The following is a 17406-nucleotide window of genomic DNA, read 5'->3' as shown; positions in this document are numbered from 1 at the left end:
GGTGCCGGCCGCCCGGGTCGTCGTGCGGGACGGAACGGCTAGCCCTGGCCGGCCACGAAGGCGGCCACGCGGGCGAGCGCGGCGTTCCAGTTGATGGTGTGCTCGTTCGTCGACCAGGACTGGATGTCGTCGATGAAGCAGAACTGACCGACGCAGCCCTGGAGTTTGCTCTGCGCGAAGGGGTCCTGGATGCTCGAGTTGGGTCCTCCGGAGAGCGTGCCGTCGGGCGGGCTCGGCAGGCTCGGGTCGAGCTGCTTGGCGTACCAGCGGCTGTGCTGGTTGTGCGCGTTGACCTCGCCGTAGCCGGTGACGTACGAGATGTTCAGCGCGTTGCGGCCGAGGATGTAGTCCATGCTCTGCACGGCCCCGTCGCGGTACTTGGCGCCGCCGGTGATGTCGTAGGCGGTGGCGAGGACGACCGCGTTGTTCAGCACCTGGTGGCTGGAGCCCCAGTCGTACTTGTTGCCCTCGGGCGCGTACGGCATGCCGTACGGGTGGGCCTTGAGCGTCGCCAGGTAGCGGTCGGCGCCCTTGACCACGGACTGGCGGACCTTGTCCCGGCCGGGCAGCCGGCTCGGCACGAGGGCCAGGTCGAGGCGTCCGGCGGCGGCGGTCCGTGCCCAGTCGAAGCCGGTCGGGCCGAAGATGTCGGCCGTGTGGACCGGGGACTTCAGGACGTGGTCCTGGAACTTCTGCTCACCGGTGGTCAGGTACAGCTGCGCCGCCGCCCAGTAGAACTCGTCGGAGACGTCGGAGTCGGCGTAGGTGCCGCCGCCGATCCCGTCGGACTCGGAGGCCAGCACGTCGGGGTGGGCGAGGGCCGCGTCCCACGCCTTGCGGGCCGCGGCGAGCGCGGTCGCCGCGAACTGCCGGTCGTAGGGCAGGTAGAGGCGGGCCGCCTGGGCCGCCGTCGCCGCCAGGTTCAGCGTGGCCGCGGTGGTCGGCGGGTGCAGTTCCCGCTTCTGCGGGTCGTCGCTCGGCAGCAGCGGCAGGCCCGTCCACTGCTCGTCGTGGATCTTGTGGTGGGCCATGCCGGCCAGCGGCCTGCCGTCCGGCACCTGCATCTTCAGCAGGAACTCCAGCTCCCAGCGGACCTCGTCCAGGATGTCCGGGACCTTGTTGCCGCTCTCGGGGATGCGCAGCGAACTGTCGCCGAGCTTCTCGGCCTCGCCGGTGCGGGCGATCAGTTCCCGCTCGTAGGTGCTCAGCAGCTCCCACGTCGAGATGCCGCCGTTGACGACGTACTTGCCGTGGTCGCCGGCGTCGTACCAGCCGCCGGTGACGTCGAGGGTGTAGTCGCACACGCCCGGCTGGCAGGGCACCTTGCCGTCGCCCTGGTTGGGCGCCACGTCGACGTGCCCGGCCGCGCGGCCGTACCCGGGCCGCAGGTCGTCGCGTATCGCGACGCCGCTGCGCTGCGTGTAGTAGTACTTCGCGGCGTCCAGGCGCAGCTTGTCGTAGGCGCCGGTGCCGATGTCGAACGGCCGGCTCGTCTCGCCGTCGACGACCAGGGTGAGGCCCCGGCCCGCCTTGCGGTAGCCGCCGAAGTCGATCGAGTGGACGTTCTGCCCGGAGGAGCCGTCCTCGCCGCGCGGCACGGTCGCACCGCGCGCCACGACCGTGCCGCCGGCGCTCTTGAGCTGCCACGGCAACGACTCGGTGGCATCGGTGACCAGGGTGGCGTTCTTCGGGCCGTTCGGCAGATAGGCGACCTGGTTGACCCGGACCCGGGGCCCGGTGTCCGGCTCGTACACCTCGGGCGGCACGCCGCCCAGCAGGGACACGTCGTCCATGCAGAAGCGCCACGGGTCCGCGCCGCCGCCGACCTGGAAGCCGACCTGGCCCTGTGTGGTGTCGACGGGCGAGGTGAAGGTGTACGTGTAGGAGTTCCCGGAGACGCTCAGCTGCGGGCTCACCTCGTAGTACGTGTCGTACGGCGCCACCGACAGGCCGACGACCGCGCGGACCGTGTTGCCCTCGGGCGAGCCGGTCGCCTGGAAGCTGAAGCGGTACGACTCGCCCTTGACGAGGGTGATGTCGTTCTGGCCGACGGCGGCGTCCCAGCGGTTGGTGGTGCCGCCGGGGACGTCGGCGCAGAGCCGGCCGTCGGACAGGCCCGCGGTCACGTTGCTGGTGGTCCACCAGGGTGCGGTCGTGGTGTCGAAGGTGCCGTTCTTGACCTGCTCGACCTCGTCGGCCCCGGCCGGCCCGGCGGGCAGCGCGGTGAGCGCGGTCGCCAGCAGGGCCGTCAGGGACAGCAAGGCTGTTCGGCGTCTGTTCACGTCTGGGCTCCTCGTCGGGAGGTGCGGGTCGCACGCGCCGTGGGAGCGCTCCCAACGGCGGTCGCAGGCCATGGTTGTGGCAGGTGTGACCCACGTCAACGGTCCGGACGGGACAAAATGTTCTCCGTTCCCGTCCGGACCGCCCCCGCCGCGGCTCAGACGGCGGGCGCCTCGAACCGGCCGACGCGCACCGCGCCGCGCGCCTCGTCCGGGTACCTGCTGGTCAGTGAGACGCGGACCCGGGAGCCGCGCACGGCGTCGAAGGTGATCACCGTCGGCGCGTCGGAGGCGTCGGCCCAGTGGGTGCGGGCGCCGGTGACCGGTCGGTAGGCCCGTCCGTTCCAGACCTCGACGGTCACCTCCGCGGGCAGGCTGTGCGTCGCGTCCACCGTGAAGGACATCTCCACGCGGTCGAAGCCGCGCGTCCGCCCGTAGTCGACGGACACCCAGTCCTCGTGGCGGGCCCCGTCGAAGGCGGGCAGCAGCGCGGTCGCCGCCTTGTGGAAGCCGTTGGACCAGCCGGTCGCCGGGTCGCCGTCGAGCATCGCGGCGGGCAGGGTGTCGGGCCGGCCGGAGTAACTGGCGTCCGCGAACGGGTACGCGCGGGGCGCCGGGTGGTCGGGGCGGAAGGCGGGCGCCGGGGTGGTCGCCCGGGACCGCGCCGGGGTCGCCCGCACGGTCGCCGTGCCGGCGCGCAGCCCCTCCGCACGCGCGGTGACCTCGACGGTTCCCTCCCGCGTGCCGGACCGGACGATGGCGAGCGCCTTGCCGTGGAAGGCGGTGCGGGTCGTGGCCCGGTAGCGCTCGGCGCTCTCCTGGCGGCCGTTGTCGAGTCCGGCGAGGGAGCCGCCCGCCGCGTCGAAGGCGATCAGGTGCCCGGCGTCCGGCACCACCACGCCGTGCCGGTCGACGATCTCGGCGGTCACGAAGACCAGCGAACGGCCGTCGGCCGCCACGGAGTCGCGGTCGGGCGTCAGCCGAATCGCGTGCGGGGCGCCCGCCGTGCGCAGCACGTCGGTGGCGACCACCCTGCCGTCGCGCACCGCGACAGCCTTCAACTCGCCGGACTCGTACGGCACGTGCCAGGTCAGGTGGAGTTTGCCCGCGCTGCCGTTCGGGCTGGTGTAACTGCCGGGGTGGGGGCCGTCGGTGAAGGTCTTGTCGTCGCCGGTCGCCTCGGTCGTCTCCAGGTAGGTCCGGCCGTCGGCGGTCTTCTTGGTGTCGAACGTCCGGGTGCCGAGGGACCTGCCGTTCAGGAAGAGCCCGACGGTGCCGACGTTGGCGTAGGCCCACACCTCGACGGTGTCGCCCTCCCGGTGGTTCCAGGTCATGGGCAGCAGGTGGACCATGGGCTCGTCGGTCCACTGGCTGCGGAACAGGTGGTACATGTCCTTCGGGAAGCCCGCCGTGTCGACGGCGCCGAAGAAGCAGGCCTTCACCGGGAAGACGTCGTACGGGGTGGGCTCCCCGATGTAGTCGATGCCGGACCACAGGAACTGCCCGGCGAACCACCTCCGGTCCCGGTCCTTCTTGAGCCCGTACTCCCCGCTCATGGTCCAGGAGGCGAGGTTGTTGTCGTACGAGGAGGTCGCCCGCCGGCCGGGGGTGTGGTTCTCGCCCGTGTTGAGATGCTCGGGCTCCTGGTACGCGCCGCGCGTGGAGGTCTCCGACGACGACTCCGACTCGAAGAGGAACAGGTGCGGGTAGGCGGCGTGCAGCGCGTCCACCGACTTGGCGGTGTTGTAGTTGAGCCCGAGCCCGTCGAGCTTCGCCAGCATCAGGTCGGCGGCGGACCCCTTCGCGGGCAGGCGGCGGTACTTGTCGGAGCCGATGACCAGCGGGCGGGTGTCGTCGGCGGCGCGGATCGCCGTGATGATCCGGTCGGCCATGGCGAGCCCGGCGGTGGACGTGGAGTCGGGGACCTCGTTGCCGATGGACCACATCAGCACGGCCGGCGAGTTGCGGGCCGCGCGCACCATCTCGGTGGCGTCCTGCTCGCCCCACTCGTCGAAGAACCGGCCGTAGTCGTAGCGGTTCTTGCCCGTGCGCCAGCAGTCGAAGGCCTCCACCAGCAGCACGATGCCCAGTTCCTCGCAGGCCTCGATCACCTCGGGCGCGGGCGGGTTGTGGGAGGTGCGCAGCGCGTTGACGCCCATCGACCGCATGATCGTCAGCTGTCTGCGGATCGCGTCGGCGCTGACGGCGGCGCCGAGCGCGCCCAGGTCGTGGTGCAGGTCGACGCCCTTGATCTTGTGGTGGCGGCCGTTGAGGTGGAAGCCCTCGTCCGGGTCGAAGCGGAAGGTGCGGAATCCGAAGGGGGTGCGGTAGGTGTCGACGGTGCGCCCGCCGACGCGCAGCTCGGTCACCAGGGTGTAGCGGTGCCCGGGGGTGGCGATGTCCCACCGTCCGGGATCGGGGACGGTGAGCTCGTGGGTCTCGGTCCGCTCGTCGCCGACGTCCACCGTGGAGGCGGCGCGGGCCACGGTGCGCCCGTCGGGGTCCGTCACCCGGGACCGGATCTCGACCTGCCGGGCGGTGCCCGTCGCGTTCACCACAGTCGTGGCCACCCGTACGGCGGCCCGCTCCCCGGTGATCTCCGGTGTCGTGACGTACGTCCCCCAGCGCGCCACGTGCACCGGCTCGGTGACGACGAGGCGGGCCTCGCGGTAGATGCCGCTGCCGGAGTACCAGCGGCTGCTCGGCAGCTGGTTGCGCACCTCGACCGCGAGGACGTTCTCGGTGCGGCCGTCCGTGTGCACCAGGTCGGTGAGGTCCAGGGCGAATCCGGTGTAGCCGTAGGGGTGGCGGCCGGCCTCGGTGCCGTTGCAGTGGATGCGCGCGTCCATGTAGACGCCGTCGAACTCCACCGAGATCCGCTTGCCGGCGAAGGCGGGCGGCAGGGTGAAGGCGAGGCGGTACCACCCGAGGCCGCCGGGCAGGAAGCCGGTGCCGCTGGTGGTGCCGTGCTCGGTGGTCGGGGTCTGCTCGATGCTCCAGTCGTGCGGGACGGCCACCTCGCGCCACCCGGAGTCGTCGTGGCCCGGCTCGGCTGCGTCGGCGAACGCGCGGTGGGATCGGTGATGCCGCCGGGATCGACCAGCGCGAAGCGCCAGCCGTCACGCAGGGGGACCGTGTGCCTGCCCGGTGCGGCCGCCGCGGGCTCGGCGGCCGTGGCCGGCGGCGCCCCCAGGAGCGCTCCCGCCGCCGGGGTGGCCGCGGAGGCGACGAGAACCGATCTCCGAGTGACCGTCATGGGCGGCTCTCCCTCACGAGGACGCAGAAGTACACACAACTGATCGCGAACGCACAGATTCTGACGGCCCGCCGGGTGTGACCGTCAAGGGTGCGGGAGCCCTCTACTGTTTCGGAAACTCTTTCGAAGACCACGTCCGCTCCGTTGCGGCGCCACCGCCCGAGCCGTCGGCAACGCACGTTCGGGTCCATGCCGGGCCCGCACGCACTAGGCTGGAGCCCAAGTGACGCCGCCTGTTCACTGTGAGTGTCCGCGATGGAGTGGCGACGATGAGTCCGGTCAACCCGTTCGACGATGCCGACGCGGCACGGGCTGTCGTCGACGCGACCGGCATCCTCCGCGAGTGGAACGAGGGTGCTCGCCTGCTGCTCGGCCATCCGGCCGCCGACGTGGTCGGCCACTCCGCCGCCGGCCTGCTCGCCGACGGCTCGGCACCCGCCCCGCCCGGACCCGGCCGGGCCCGCTGGAGCGGCACGCTCGTACTGCGCCACCGCGACGGCCACACCGTCCCCGTGTGGGTGCTGGCCCATCGCCGCCCCCCGGAGGAGGACAGCCCCGGCCACTGGTTCGCGGTCGCCCCACTCCCCGAGGTCGGCCCCGCACGACAGGAGGACCCGCTGGTCAGGGCGGCCCTGACACAGTCTCCGTGCGCCACGATGATCTACGACGAGCGGCTGCGGCTGCGCGGCGCCAACGACGCCATGACGGAGCTGATCGGGCTGCCCGCCGCCCGCATCAAGGGCCTGCGCGCCACCGACATCAACGACCGGCCGCAGAGCGTCGAGCTCGAACGGCACATGCGCCAGGTCCTCGCCACCGGCCGCCGGTACGACATGCACACGCATCTGAGGGCCAGCTCGGAACGCCGGGCGCACGCCTGGCTGGCCCGGATCGCGCCCCTCACCGACGCCGAGGGCCGGGTGCGGGGCGTCTGCGTGACCGCGCACGACTTCACCGAGCAGTTCCGTGCCCGGGAGCGGCTCCAGCTCGTCAACGAGGCGAGCGTCCGGATCGGCACCACCCTCGACGTGACCCGCACCGCCCAGGAGCTGGCGGACGTGTGCGTGCCCGCGCTGGCCGACTTCGTCAGCGTCGACCTGCTCGACACGCCGGACGGCGGCGAGCCCACCGGCCCGCTGACGGCACCGGTCAGCCTGCGCCGGACGGCCCACCGGTCGGTCAACCCCGGCAGCCCCGAGGCGCTGTCCGAGCCGGGGCAGATCGACGTCCACCCGGCCGGCTCCCCGCAGGCCGACTCCCTGACCGCGGGCCGTACGGTCGTGGCGGCCGTGCCGTCCGAGGAGCTCGACCCGTGGCTCACCCGGGACGCGGAACGCCTGGAGCGGTTCCGGCGGTCCGGCGTCCACGCGACGATGTCCGTCCCGCTCCAGGCGCGCGGCGCGACCCTCGGCGTCGCCGTCTTCACCCGCTTCCGCCGCCCCGACCCGTTCACCCGCGACGACGTGCTCCTCGCCGAGGAGGTCTCGGCGCGCGCCGCCGTCTGCATCGACAACGCCCGCCGCTACTCCCGCGAGCGCGAGACCACCCTCACCCTCCAGCGCAGCCTGCTCCCCCGGTGGCTGCCGGGCACCGTCGCCGTGCAGGCGGCGTCCCGCTATCTGCCGGCCGCGCGCGCCGGGGTGGGCGGCGACTGGTTCGACGTGATCCCGCTGTCGGGCTTGCGGGTCGCCATGGTGGTCGGCGACGTCGTCGGCCACGGCATCCAGGCGTCGGCCACCATGGGCCGGCTGCGGACCGCCGTGCGCACGCTCGCCGACATCGACCTGCCCCCGGACGAACTGCTCACCCACCTCGACGACCTGGTCGTCCGGCTCTCCGCGGAGTCCGGCGACGACGACAGCACCGGCGAGGTCGGCGCGACCTGCCTGTACGCGGTGTACGACCCGATGTCGCGGCGCTGCACGCTGGCCCGGGCCGGGCATCCGGCGCCGGTGCTGGTCCCGCCGGACGGGCCGCCCGTGCCGGTCGACCTGCCCGCCGGTCCGCCGCTCGGCCTGGGCGGGCTGCCCTTCGAGTCGGCCGAGCTGAGCCTGCGCGAGGGCAGCGTGCTGGCGTTCTACACCGACGGGCTGCTCGAACACCGCGACCGGGACGTCGACACCGGCCGGGACATCCTGTGCGAGGCCCTGGCGGCGTCCTCCGGCTCACTGGACGAGGCGTGCGACCGGGTGCTGCACGCCCTGCTCCCGGCGGGCGGCGCCGCCGACGACGTGGCGCTGCTGCTGGCCCGCACCCGGGGCCTGCCCGCCTCCCAGGTCGCCACCTGGGACATCCCCGCCGACCCGGCGCTGGTGGCCCCCGTGCGCAAGCAGGTCCTCGACCAGCTCGCCGTCTGGCATCTGGACGCCGCGTCGTTCACCACGGAGCTCGTCGTGAGCGAGCTGGTCACCAACGCGATCCGGTACGGCGCCCCGCCGATCCGGCTGCGGCTGATCCACGACGAGTCGACGCTGATCTGCGAGGTGTCCGACACCAGCCCCACGGCGCCGCACCTGCGCCGCGCCAAGACGTGGGACGAGGGGGGCCGCGGGCTGCTGCTGGTCGCCCAGCTCACCCAGCGCTGGGGCAGCAGGCACACGCCGGAGGGCAAGACCATCTGGGCGGAGCTGGCCCTTCTCGACGAGATGTGAACGCCAACTTCCGCCCGCCCGGCGCCCGTCGGGCGTTGAACGCGCCGTGCGGGGGACACTCACCAGGAGGGAACCTCCAGGAGTGGAGAACCATGGCGAACACGTCCTCGTCCGTCCCCCGGGCCGCCCTGCTCGCCGGTGCGCTGGCTCTGCTGGGCACGCTCACCGCCTGCGAGGGCTCCGGCGGCTCCGCGACAGCGCCCCAGCGCATGCCCGCCACGAGCAGCCCCGCGGCGGACCCCGCCGACCGCACCCCGCCCGGGTCCGCACCCGCCGAACCGGCCCCGTCCCAGAAGACCCCGCCCGAGAAGGCCCCGTCCGAGAAGGCCCCGTCCACCGCCGAGGGGGGTGACGGCGCCGACCGGAGCCGCTGCCACACCGCCGAGCTGCGCGCGTCCGTCGGCCGCGTCGACCCCGGCGCCGGGCAGCGCAACTTCCCCGTGGTCCTGACGAACACCTCGTCCCGTACGTGCACCGTGTACGGCTATCCGGGCGCCGCCTTCGTGGACGCCGACGGCAGGCAGCTCGGGCCCGACCCGAAGCGCGGGCCCGGCTTCACCCCCGCGACCGTGACCCTGGACCCGGGCGACAGCGCCTGGGCGGGGCTGTCCTTCGCCTCCCCGCAGACGAGCGGCGCCCGGACGGCCACACCGGCGGCGCTGCTGGTGACGCCGCCGGACGAGCGGACCTCCCTGAAGGTGACGTGGAAGGCCGGGGAGGTGCCGGTCGGCGGCAACGAGTCGTCGGTCTTCCTCACGGTCTTCGCCCCGGGCAGCGGAGCCTGACGTCCTGTCCCACGCCGGCCCTCCTCGAGGCCTCCTCGCCGGGCCGTCCGGGTGGGCGTCAGTTCCCTGGCGGCGCCGCTCCCCCGCCGTACCCCGCGCGGTAGGCGCCCGGCGGCACTCCGTAGCGCTCCCGGAAGACCCGGTTGAAGTGGAACGGGCTGGCGAAGCCCGACGCGGCGGCGACCCGGTCCACGGACAGGTCGGTGCTCTCCAGCAGGCGGGCGGCGTGCCGCAGCCGCGCCTCGCGCAGCGCCCGCATCGGGGACCGGCCCAGTTGCCGGGTGAACAGGTGGGCGAACCGGGACGGTGACAGGGCGACGGCCGCGGCGAGCGAGCGCACGGAGTGCGGGGCGCCCGGGTCGGCGGCGATGAGCGCCTCGGCCCGGCGGATCCGGGCGTCGGCGCCGGGCCGGGCGGGCGGGGCCCCGGCGCTCGCGGCGGTGAGCAGGACGACCTCCTCCAGCGCGCACAGGGCGAGTTCCCGGGCGGCGGTGCCGTGCGCCACGGCGACCCGGTCGTCGTCGGGGGTCCCGGTGGGCGGTGCCCCGGTTCCGGTCCAGCGGGCGGCGGCCCGCATCCGGCGGAACGCCTCCCCGACTCGGTCGTGCAGCGCGGTCGGGGCCGGGCCGACGACGTACATGCCGTCGCCGGCGTCGTACGGGCGCAGCCAGGGCGCCCAGGAGGGCCTGGCCTGGCAGTGCGCCCACCAGAACCGCCAGTGCGGGGCGCCCGGCGCGACGCCGTAGCCGTGCGGGGTGCCGGGGGCGAGCACGACGAGGTGCCCGGCGCCCGCCCGGACTCCGGCGGTGCCCTGGCGCAGCCGGCCGTGGCCGCCGGTCGTCCAGGTGAACAGCCAGCTGTCGGCGCCGTGCGGACGGTTCACGACGTAGCCGGGCGGCTGGTCGAACCGGCCGACGACCACCAGGCCCGGCGGCGGAGCGGGGTCGGCCGCCGCAGCAGTCCCGGGCAGTCCGTCAGCACACATGGGCATCCTCCGTCGGCGGCCGGCGGCCTAGCGTGGCGGGCGAGGGACGGTGGGACAACGGTCGGACGAGGAGGGCTCATGACAGTCACGGGCAAGGACGCCGCCGGCGCTTCCATCCTCACCCGGGACGGGCTGCGGCGGTACCGGGAGGACGGCTTCACGGTGGTGCGCGGGCTGTTCGGGAGGGACGAGGTGGAGCGGCTGTGCGCCGAGTTCGCGGCACTGCACGCGGCGGGGCCGGTGCCCGGGCACTTCACGCCCCGCGCCGCCGGGCCCGGCACCGACCCGCTGGACGCGTACCCCCGGGTGATGCACCCGCACGAGATCAACGACGTGGCGCGGCGCGTGCTGCTGGACGCGCGGCTGCGGGCGGTGCTGGAGGTGCTGTTCGGGGAGGAGGTCCTCGCCGCGCAGAGCATGTTCTACTTCAAGCCGCCCGGCGCGCGGGGGCAGGCGCCGCACCAGGACAACTTCTATCTCCGGGTGGAGCCGGGCACCTGTGTGGCGGCGTGGCTGGCCTGCGACGTCGTCGACCGGGTCAACGGCGGCCTGGAGGTGGTGCCGGGCACGCACCGCATGGACCTGTTCTGCCCAAAGGAGGCGGACGCGGCCGTGTCGTTCGCGCGGGAGTACGTGCCGCCGCCGCCCGGTCTCAAGGCCGTGCCGGTCGACATGGCGCCGGGGGACGTCCTGTTCTTCAACGGCAGCCTGGTGCACGGCTCGCGGCCCAACCGCAGCGCCGACCGGTTCCGCCGGTCGTTCATCGGGCACTACGTGGGCCGTTCGGCGCAGCGGATCGGCGACTTCTACCGGACGCTGACGATGGACGGGGAGCGGGTGGTCCTCCCGGAGAGCGAGGGCGCCGGGCCGTGCGGCACGGAGTTCGCTCCGCACGGCCCGCACTAGCGCCCCCGGACCGGGGGTTCAGTGCCCGGCGACCGGGTGCGGAGCGTAGGGCCGCTCCAGTTCCTCGATCTCCTTGTCGGTGAGGGCGAGTTCCACCGCGGCCACCGCGTCCTCCAGGTGCTGCGGCCTGGCCGCGCCCACGATCGGGGCGGTCACGGTGTCCTGGTGCAGCAGCCAGGCCAGGGCCACCCGGGCGCGCGGTACGCCCCGCGCCCCGGCGATGCGGGCGACGGCCTCGACGACGGCCCGGTCGCCGTCCTGGTAGAGGGTGCTGCCGAAGCGGTCGGTGGCGCTGCGCTCGGTGGTGGCGCCCCAGTCCCGGGTCAGCCTGCCGCGGGCCAGCGGGCTCCACGGCAGGACGCCGACGCCCTGGTCCGCGCAGAGCGGCAGCATCTCGCGCTCCTCCTCGCGGTAGATGAGGTTGTAGTGGTTCTGCATCGACACGAACGGCGTCCAGCCGTTCATGCGGGCGGTGTACTGGGCCTTCGAGAACTGCCACGCGTACATCGAACTCGCCCCGATGTAGCGCACCTTGCCCGCCTTCACCAGGTCGTGCAGGGCCTCCATGGTCTCCTCGACCGGGGTGTGCGGGTCCCAGCGGTGGATCTGGTAGAGGTCGACGTGGTCGGTGCCGAGGCGGTCGAGGCTGCGGTCGATCTCGGTCATGATCGCCTTGCGGGACAGGCCGCCGCCGTTGGGCCCGGGCCGCATCCGGCCGTGCACCTTGGTGGCGAGCACGATCTCGTCGCGGCGCGCGAAGTCGCGCAGGGCCCGGCCGACGATCTCCTCGCTGGTGCCGTCGGAGTAGACGTTCGCGGTGTCGAAGAAGTTGATGCCGGCGTCCAGCGCCTGCCGGATCAACGGGCGTGAGGCCTCCTCGTCGAGGGTCCACTCGTGCGCGCCGCGGTCGGGAAGGCCGTAGGTCATGCAGCCCAGACAGATCCGCGACACGTCGAGACCCGTCGAACCGAGCTTCACGTACTGCATCGTTGCTGCTCCTGCCGTCGGGGGTACCACGGGGAGCGTACGTCTTCGTGCGCGCTCGAAGTCCGGGCCCGCGCACCGGCCGGACGGGGCGGCGCCGTTGCTGCCCGCAGGTGACGGCCCGGCGTGGGAGCGGCCGGCCGGCCGGGCCGCTGCCGCATGCTCGGCGCAGACGACCGGCGTCCGGCCGGCGGGTGGCGTGCGGGAGGACTTGTGCGGGTTCACAGGACGACGTTGCGGATTCTCGCGGGGGCGGCCGGGCTGTCCCTCGCCCTGGTCGCGCCCGCGTGGGGCGGGCCGGACCCGCGGCCGGAGGCAGACGTGCCGGCGACACTGTGCGCGCCGGCGGGCGTGCTGCGCGGCGCGCACGTCGAACGCGCCGAGGTGTCCCTGTGCGCGGGCAGCGGCACCCCCATGATGGCGCTGTCGGCCCCGGCGACCTGCTCACGGGGCGGCACCAAGGTCCGCCACTCCTGCCTGACGTCCGGCACGTGGACCGCGCGGCGGGCCGGCGCGACGGTGGCCTCCGGGACGCTGCCCGGTTCGCAGCCGTACCCGGGGCCCGGGGCGTACGACGTCACGGCCACGGTGCGGGTCCGCTCCGCGCCCGCGGGGGTGGACCTGCGGGGCACCGTCCGCGCCACGCTCACCCTGACCGCGCCGAAGCGGGCGGCCACGCACCGCGTGGAGGTCGACCGGCGCACGCTGCGGCGCGGCGCGACGACCACGCTCACCTACCGGGTCTTCCGCGACAGCGAAGCGGGCGACGGCAGCGCGCGGTTCGGGCTCATCGGCGAGGAGGAGTCGGGCGTCCGGATCGGCACGGCCGACGCCCGGTGCGTGAACCCGCTGGTGGGCCGGCATCCCTCGAAGGCCCGGCTCACGTACGCCGTGGACTGCGCGCTCACCGACCTCCAACCGGGCCGCCCGGCCACCGTGAAGGTACGGGTCACGCTCGGGTCGGCCTGTTCCACGGTGGTGTCGAAGCTGGGCTACTGGATGCCGCGCGGGCAGGCCCTCTACACCGGCGGGATGGTGCAGGGGCCCACGGTCGGCTGCCGTTAGCGCCGTCGGCCGGGGTGGCGGGCGCGGCCGTGCTCGTCCTGGTCGTGCCGACGAGCCGGGGCGCCCGGTCCGGGAAGCTGCGCAAGACCCCGCTGATGCGCGTCGAGCACGCGGGGCGGTACGCCGTGGTCGCCTCCCTCGGCGGATCGCCGAAGCACCCCGTCCGGTACGACAACCTCAGGGCCGGCCCGCGGGTGGAGCTCCAGGACGGGCCGGTGAAGCGCGACATGACCGCGCGTGAGATCTCCGGCGCGGACAAGGCCGAGTGGTGGCAGCGCGCCGTCGCGGCGTTCCCGCCGTACGCCGGACACCGCGAGAAGACGGACCGCGAGATTCCGCTGTTCGTCCCCGATCCCGTGGACGGGGACCGACCCCGGAAAAAATGTCCCGCCGGGCAGGCATGAACCACTGACGACCGGGGCACCCGTGCGTCAGGCCCCGCCGCGTTCCCCCGTCGCGGCGGGGCTTTCGTGTGCCTCGCGGGCGTACCGGTCGGTCACGTCGAGGAACACCTGGTCGGCCTCCGGGACGGTGCTGCAGATGGACCGCTTGATGCGGACGGCGACCTCCTCGACGCGTTCGCTGTCCAGGCCGGGCATCAGGTCCACGCGGGCCGCCACCAGGGCCGAGTCCAGGCCCGTCTTCATGGTGAGCAGCGCCTCCACGCTGTCGATCTCGGGCTGCGCCTCCAGCAGCGCGCGGATGCGTCCGCTCGCCCGCGGGTCGGCGGCCTCCCCGATGAGCTGGTCGCGGGCGTCCCGGCCGAGCCGGTAGGCGACGTAGACGAGCAGCGCGCCGATCGCGAGGGACGCCGACGCCTCCCACACGGCCTGCCCGGTGACCATGTGCAGGGCCATTCCGGTGATCGCGAGGGTGACGCCGAGCACCGCCGTGCCGTCCTCGGCGACGACCGTGCGCAGCGCCGGGTCGCGCATCCCGTCCGCGCCGCCGCCCTGCCGGCGCACCTGGTAGAGGGCGCGCAGCAGGGAGGCGCCCTCGGCGAGGAGGGCGACGACCAGCACGACCAGGCCGGCGACGTATCCGGTGAACTCCTCCTCGCCGCCGCCGGTCAGGGCCTGGAAGCCCTGGAAGAAGGAGAAGCAGCCGCCCATCACGAAGATCCCGACGGCGGCCAGCAGCGACCAGAAGTACCGCTCCTTGCCGTAGCCGAACGGGTGACGCCGGTCGGCGGGGCGGCGGCTGCGCCGCAGCGCGGCCAGCAGGAAGACCTCGTTCAGGCTGTCCGCCACGGAGTGCGCGGCCTCCGACAGCAGCGCGGGCGAGCCCGCGACGAGCCCGCCGACGGCCTTCGCCACCGCGATCACCAGATTGGCCGCGAGCGCCACCAGGACGGTGACGCGGGTCCTTCGTTCCGTTCTGCTTTCCGGGGGTGTCGCGCTCACATGTGCTCCGTCGCTGTCAGGTCCACGTTCGCCGATTGCCCCGGTCGGCCCTGCTCACACCGTGCCGTCGGCCGATTTCGGGGAACGCGTTCCCGTGGACATACGCGATACGGCAGTGAGGAGAGCGGCCATGAGCGGCGTCCGTGGAGCCGGCGAGGACGGCTCGGACGGCAACACCGAGTACGGCAGGAAGGCGTTCAAGAGGTCGAAGGCGCACTTCGCGGACCGGATCACGGCGGACGGCCGGGACGGCTGGCCCGTCGAGCCGGGCCGTTACCGCCTGGTGGTCAGCCGTGCCTGTCCCTGGGCGAGCCGCGCGCTGGTCTCCCGGCGGCTGCTCGGCCTGGAGGACGCGGTCTCCCTGGCCGTCGCCGATCCGGTCCAGGACGACCGCAGTTGGCGTTTCACCCTCGATCCGGACGGCCGTGACCCGGTCCTCGGCATCCGCTTCCTCAGCGAGGCGTACGACCGTCGGGAGAGCGGTTGTCCGGGCGGGGTGAGTGTGCCGGCGGTCGTGGACGTGCCCAGCGGGAAGCTGGTCACCAACGACTACCAGCGGATCACCCTGGACTTCGCCACCGAGTGGACGGCCCTGCACCGCGACGGCGCGCCCGACCTGTATCCCGAGGCGCTGCGCGACGAGATCGACGAGGTGATGGCGGGCGTCTACGAGGACGTCAACAACGGCGTGTACCGGGCGGGCTTCGCCACCGGGCAGGAGGAGTACGAGGCCGCGTGCGCGGGCGTCTTCCGCCGGCTGGAGGCGCTGGCAAAGCGGTTGGAGCGGCAGCGCTACCTCGTCGGTGACACGATCACCGAGGCGGACATCCGGCTGTTCACGACGCTGGTCCGGTTCGACGCGGTTTACCACGGCCACTTCAAGTGCAACCGGTGGAAGCTGGCGGAGCACCCGGTGCTGTGGGCGTACGTCCGCGACCTGTACCAGACGCCCGGGTTCGGCGACACGGTCGACTTCGACCACATCAAGCGCCACTACTACCGGGTGCACACCGGCATCAACCCGACCGGCATCGTGCCGATCGGCCCGGACCTGTCCGGCTGGCTCACCCCGCACCACCGTGCGGAGCTGGGCGGGCGGCCGTTCGGGGACGGGACACCGCCCGGGCCGGTGCCCGCGGGTGAGGAGGTGCCGACGGCAGGACGGCCCTGACACGACCCGCCGCACAGCACCCCGGAACGAATCCGGGGACCATCGGAAGAACGAAGAACTGGGAGAACCACGTGGCCAAGAGCAGCAAGACGAAGAGGACGCTTCCCGCCGCCTACAAGCCGGTCGGCTTCGCGCTGGGCTGGACCAGCGGCACGCTCGCGGGGCTCGTCTTCCGCAAAATCTGGAAGACCATCCGCGACGAGGACGACGCCCCGGACGCGCTCGACCCGGACCGCGGCTGGGGCGAGATCCTGCTGGCCTCCGCGATCCAGGGCGCCATCTTCGCCAGTGTCCGCAGCGTGGTGGACCGCGCCGGCGCGAAGGCCATCGAGCGCCGTACGGGCGTCTGGCCGGCCGCCGACAAGCACGGCCGGGCCTGACGGGCCGTCAGCCCCGTTTGGGTGCCAGGGGCGCGACGCGGCGCAGGGTGAAGGAGTGGCCCGCCGGATCGGCGAAGCCGCGCTCCTCGTACGGGCCGGGCGCGTCCTTGGCCTCCAGGGGACGTCCGCCGAGCTCCACCACCCTGCGCTCGGCGGCGTCCAGGTCCTCCACCATGAACTCCAGGTGGGCCTGGAGGGCGTTCTCCGGGCGCGGCCAGCTCGGCGGGGTGGCGTTCGCGTCGCGCCGGAACGCCAGCCGGGTGCCGTCGGGGCTGCGGATCTCCACCCGGTTGGCGGCCACGTCCGTGTCCTCGGCGTCCAGGAACTGCCGGTAGAACAGGGCGAGTTTCTCGGGCTCGGAGCAGTCGAGCACCACGACGCCCGCGTTGACCAGTGCCATGTTTCCTCCGCTGATTCGGGGCGCGGTGCCGCACCGCGCCCGGTCCTTTGCGGATATCCCGGCCCGGCGGATTCAGTCGGCCGCCGCCTCGAAGTGCGCCCGGCGGGCGGGCACTTGGGCGCGCGGGGTCAGCGTGCGGCCGTCTGGAAGGTGCGCCGGTAGGTCTGCGGCGACACCCCGATCGCCGCGTGCAGGTGCTGGCGGAGCGAGGTGCCGGTGGCGAAGCCGACCCGGCCGGCGATCTGGTCCACGGACAGGTCGCTGGACTCCAGCAGGTGCCGGGCCCGGGCGACGCGCTGCAGGGTGAGCCAGCGGCCGGGGCTGAGGCCGACCTCCTCGTTGAACCGGCGGACGAAGGTGCGCAGGCTCATCCGGGCGTGCGCGGCGAGGTCGGCCAGGGCCAGGGGTTCGTCGAGGTGTTCCAGGGCCCAGGCGCGGGTGGCGGCGGTGCTCGCGGCGCCCTGTTCGGGGACCGGCTGCTCGATGTACTGGGCCTGGCCGCCGTCGCGGAACGGCGGGACCACGCAGCGCCGGGCGACGGTGTTCGCGAGTTCGCTGCCGTGGTCCTCGCGGACGAGGTGGAGGCAGACGTCGACGCCGGAGGCGGCGCCCGCGGAGGTGAGGATCCGGCCGTCGTGGACGAAGAGCATGTCCGGGTCGAGGTCGACGTGCGGGAACAGCCGCCGGAAGTGGTCGGCGAGCCGCCAGTGCGTGGTGGCCCGGCGGCCGTCGAGGAGTCCGGCGGCGGCGAGCACGAAGGCTCCGGTGCAGATGGAGACGATCCGCGCGTCGGGCCGGATCAGCGCGAGGGCGGCTGCCACGTCGTCGGGGAGCTCGGGGGCGAGCAGGGACGGCGAGACGGCCGCGATGACCACCGTGCCGGCGGTGGCCAGCACCTCGGGGCCGTGCTCGACGGTGATGCCGAAGTCGGCGTCGGTGCGCACCGGCCGGCCGTCGACGGTGCAGGTCAGCACCTCGTACCGGCCGTCGGCCGCGCCGAGGATCCGGCTGGGCATGCCCAGTTCGAAGGGGTAGACGCCGTCCAGGGCGAGGACGACGACGCGTTCCGGGCGATTCGTGTGCCGCATGGCAACGACCCTACCGCGAGGTTGGCACGATCGTATCGAATGTTGGCCATCAT

12 protein-coding genes and 2 pseudogenes are annotated in these 17406 nt (G+C 73.6%); 7 read left to right on the top strand and 7 right to left on the bottom strand.

Features of this window, described 5'->3' with window-relative positions:
• Nucleotides 1–38 precede the first annotated feature (38 nt).
• Together QC282_RS12070 and QC282_RS12065 are read right to left on the bottom strand one after the other, a co-directional pair.
• Entirely contained in the window at nt 39–2282 is a 2244-nt protein-coding gene (locus tag QC282_RS12070; RefSeq protein WP_279549279.1) for a glycoside hydrolase family 9 protein, read from the bottom strand.
• Nucleotides 2283–2437: 155 nt separating this feature from the next.
• Nucleotides 2438–5535: pseudogene (locus tag QC282_RS12065) on the bottom strand (glycoside hydrolase family 2 TIM barrel-domain containing protein).
• Between the two features lie 269 nt (nt 5536–5804).
• Here QC282_RS12065 and QC282_RS12060 point away from each other — a divergent pair.
• A complete protein-coding gene (locus QC282_RS12060; RefSeq protein WP_279549278.1) occupies nt 5805–8186 on the top strand; it encodes a SpoIIE family protein phosphatase in 2382 nt (793 codons plus the stop codon).
• A gap of 92 nt (nt 8187–8278) precedes the next feature.
• Complete coding sequence (locus QC282_RS12055) at nt 8279–8971, top strand: DUF4232 domain-containing protein (protein ID WP_279549277.1); 693 nt, start codon at nt 8279–8281, stop codon at nt 8969–8971.
• A 58-nt stretch (nt 8972–9029) separates the two neighbouring features.
• Here the strand turns inward: QC282_RS12055 and QC282_RS12050 are convergent, their stop codons facing one another.
• Nucleotides 9030–9956 carry a helix-turn-helix domain-containing protein gene (locus QC282_RS12050; protein WP_279549276.1) on the bottom strand — a complete coding sequence of 309 codons (927 nt, stop codon included), beginning with the start codon at nt 9954–9956 and terminating at the stop codon, nt 9030–9032.
• Nucleotides 9957–10034: 78 nt separating this feature from the next.
• On the opposite strand from QC282_RS12050, the gene QC282_RS12045 reads away from it, so the two are divergent.
• On the top strand, nt 10035–10862 hold the full coding sequence (locus QC282_RS12045; protein ID WP_279549275.1) for a phytanoyl-CoA dioxygenase family protein: 828 nt from the start codon (nt 10035–10037) through the stop codon (nt 10860–10862).
• 18 nt (nt 10863–10880) lie between these two features.
• Here QC282_RS12045 and QC282_RS12040 read toward each other — a convergent pair whose 3' ends face one another.
• Nucleotides 10881–11849 (bottom strand): aldo/keto reductase, encoded by a 969-nt coding sequence (locus QC282_RS12040; RefSeq protein ID WP_279549274.1) that lies wholly within the window; start codon nt 11847–11849, stop codon nt 10881–10883.
• A 231-nt stretch (nt 11850–12080) separates the two neighbouring features.
• Between QC282_RS12040 and QC282_RS12035 the strand changes: the two genes are divergently transcribed.
• Together QC282_RS12035 and QC282_RS12030 are read left to right on the top strand one after the other, a co-directional pair.
• Nucleotides 12081–12911 (top strand): hypothetical protein, encoded by an 831-nt coding sequence (locus QC282_RS12035; RefSeq protein WP_279549273.1) that lies wholly within the window; start codon nt 12081–12083, stop codon nt 12909–12911.
• A gap of 29 nt (nt 12912–12940) precedes the next feature.
• Entirely contained in the window at nt 12941–13315 is a 375-nt protein-coding gene (locus QC282_RS12030) for a nitroreductase family deazaflavin-dependent oxidoreductase (protein ID WP_279549272.1), read from the top strand.
• Between the two features lie 27 nt (nt 13316–13342).
• Here QC282_RS12030 and QC282_RS12025 read toward each other — a convergent pair.
• A pseudogene (locus tag QC282_RS12025) lies at nt 13343–14340 on the bottom strand (cation diffusion facilitator family transporter).
• Nucleotides 14341–14444: 104 nt separating this feature from the next.
• Between QC282_RS12025 and QC282_RS12020 the strand changes: the two are divergent.
• Entirely contained in the window at nt 14445–15485 is a 1041-nt protein-coding gene (locus QC282_RS12020; RefSeq protein WP_279549271.1) for a glutathione S-transferase family protein, read from the top strand.
• 71 nt (nt 15486–15556) lie between these two features.
• Nucleotides 15557–15865 carry a DUF4235 domain-containing protein gene (locus QC282_RS12015; RefSeq protein ID WP_279549270.1) on the top strand — a complete coding sequence of 103 codons (309 nt, stop codon included), beginning with the start codon at nt 15557–15559 and terminating at the stop codon, nt 15863–15865.
• Nucleotides 15866–15872: 7 nt separating this feature from the next.
• Here QC282_RS12015 and QC282_RS12010 read toward each other — a convergent pair whose 3' ends face one another.
• Nucleotides 15873–16265, bottom strand: coding sequence for a VOC family protein (locus QC282_RS12010; protein ID WP_279549269.1), 393 nt, complete (start codon nt 16263–16265; stop codon nt 15873–15875).
• A 128-nt stretch (nt 16266–16393) separates the two neighbouring features.
• A complete protein-coding gene (locus QC282_RS12005) occupies nt 16394–17353 on the bottom strand; it encodes a GlxA family transcriptional regulator (RefSeq protein WP_279549268.1) in 960 nt (319 codons plus the stop codon).
• Nucleotides 17354–17406: the final 53 nt, after the last annotated feature.

It is taken from the genome of Streptomyces sp. DH24, assembly GCF_029813775.1.
GTDB lineage: Bacteria > Actinomycetota > Actinomycetes > Streptomycetales > Streptomycetaceae > Streptomyces.
Note: the sequence above shows the minus strand (reverse complement) of the source record. Positions and strands in the feature narration are given on the sequence as shown.

Excerpts from the sequence above, each read along its gene's own strand:
- QC282_RS12060 (WP_279549278.1), top strand. The coding sequence starts at position 5,805 with ATGAGTCCGGTCAACCCGTTCGACGATGCCGACGCGGCACGGGCTGTC.
- QC282_RS12055 (WP_279549277.1), top strand. The coding sequence starts at position 8,279 with ATGGCGAACACGTCCTCGTCCGTCCCCCGGGCCGCCCTGCTCGCCGGT.
- QC282_RS12050 (WP_279549276.1), bottom strand. The coding sequence starts at position 9,956 with ATGTGTGCTGACGGACTGCCCGGGACTGCTGCGGCGGCCGACCCCGCT.
- QC282_RS12045 (WP_279549275.1), top strand. The coding sequence starts at position 10,035 with ATGACAGTCACGGGCAAGGACGCCGCCGGCGCTTCCATCCTCACCCGG.
- QC282_RS12040 (WP_279549274.1), bottom strand. The coding sequence starts at position 11,849 with ATGCAGTACGTGAAGCTCGGTTCGACGGGTCTCGACGTGTCGCGGATC.
- QC282_RS12020 (WP_279549271.1), top strand. The coding sequence starts at position 14,445 with ATGAGCGGCGTCCGTGGAGCCGGCGAGGACGGCTCGGACGGCAACACC.
- QC282_RS12010 (WP_279549269.1), bottom strand. The coding sequence starts at position 16,265 with ATGGCACTGGTCAACGCGGGCGTCGTGGTGCTCGACTGCTCCGAGCCC.
- QC282_RS12005 (WP_279549268.1), bottom strand. The coding sequence starts at position 17,353 with ATGCGGCACACGAATCGCCCGGAACGCGTCGTCGTCCTCGCCCTGGAC.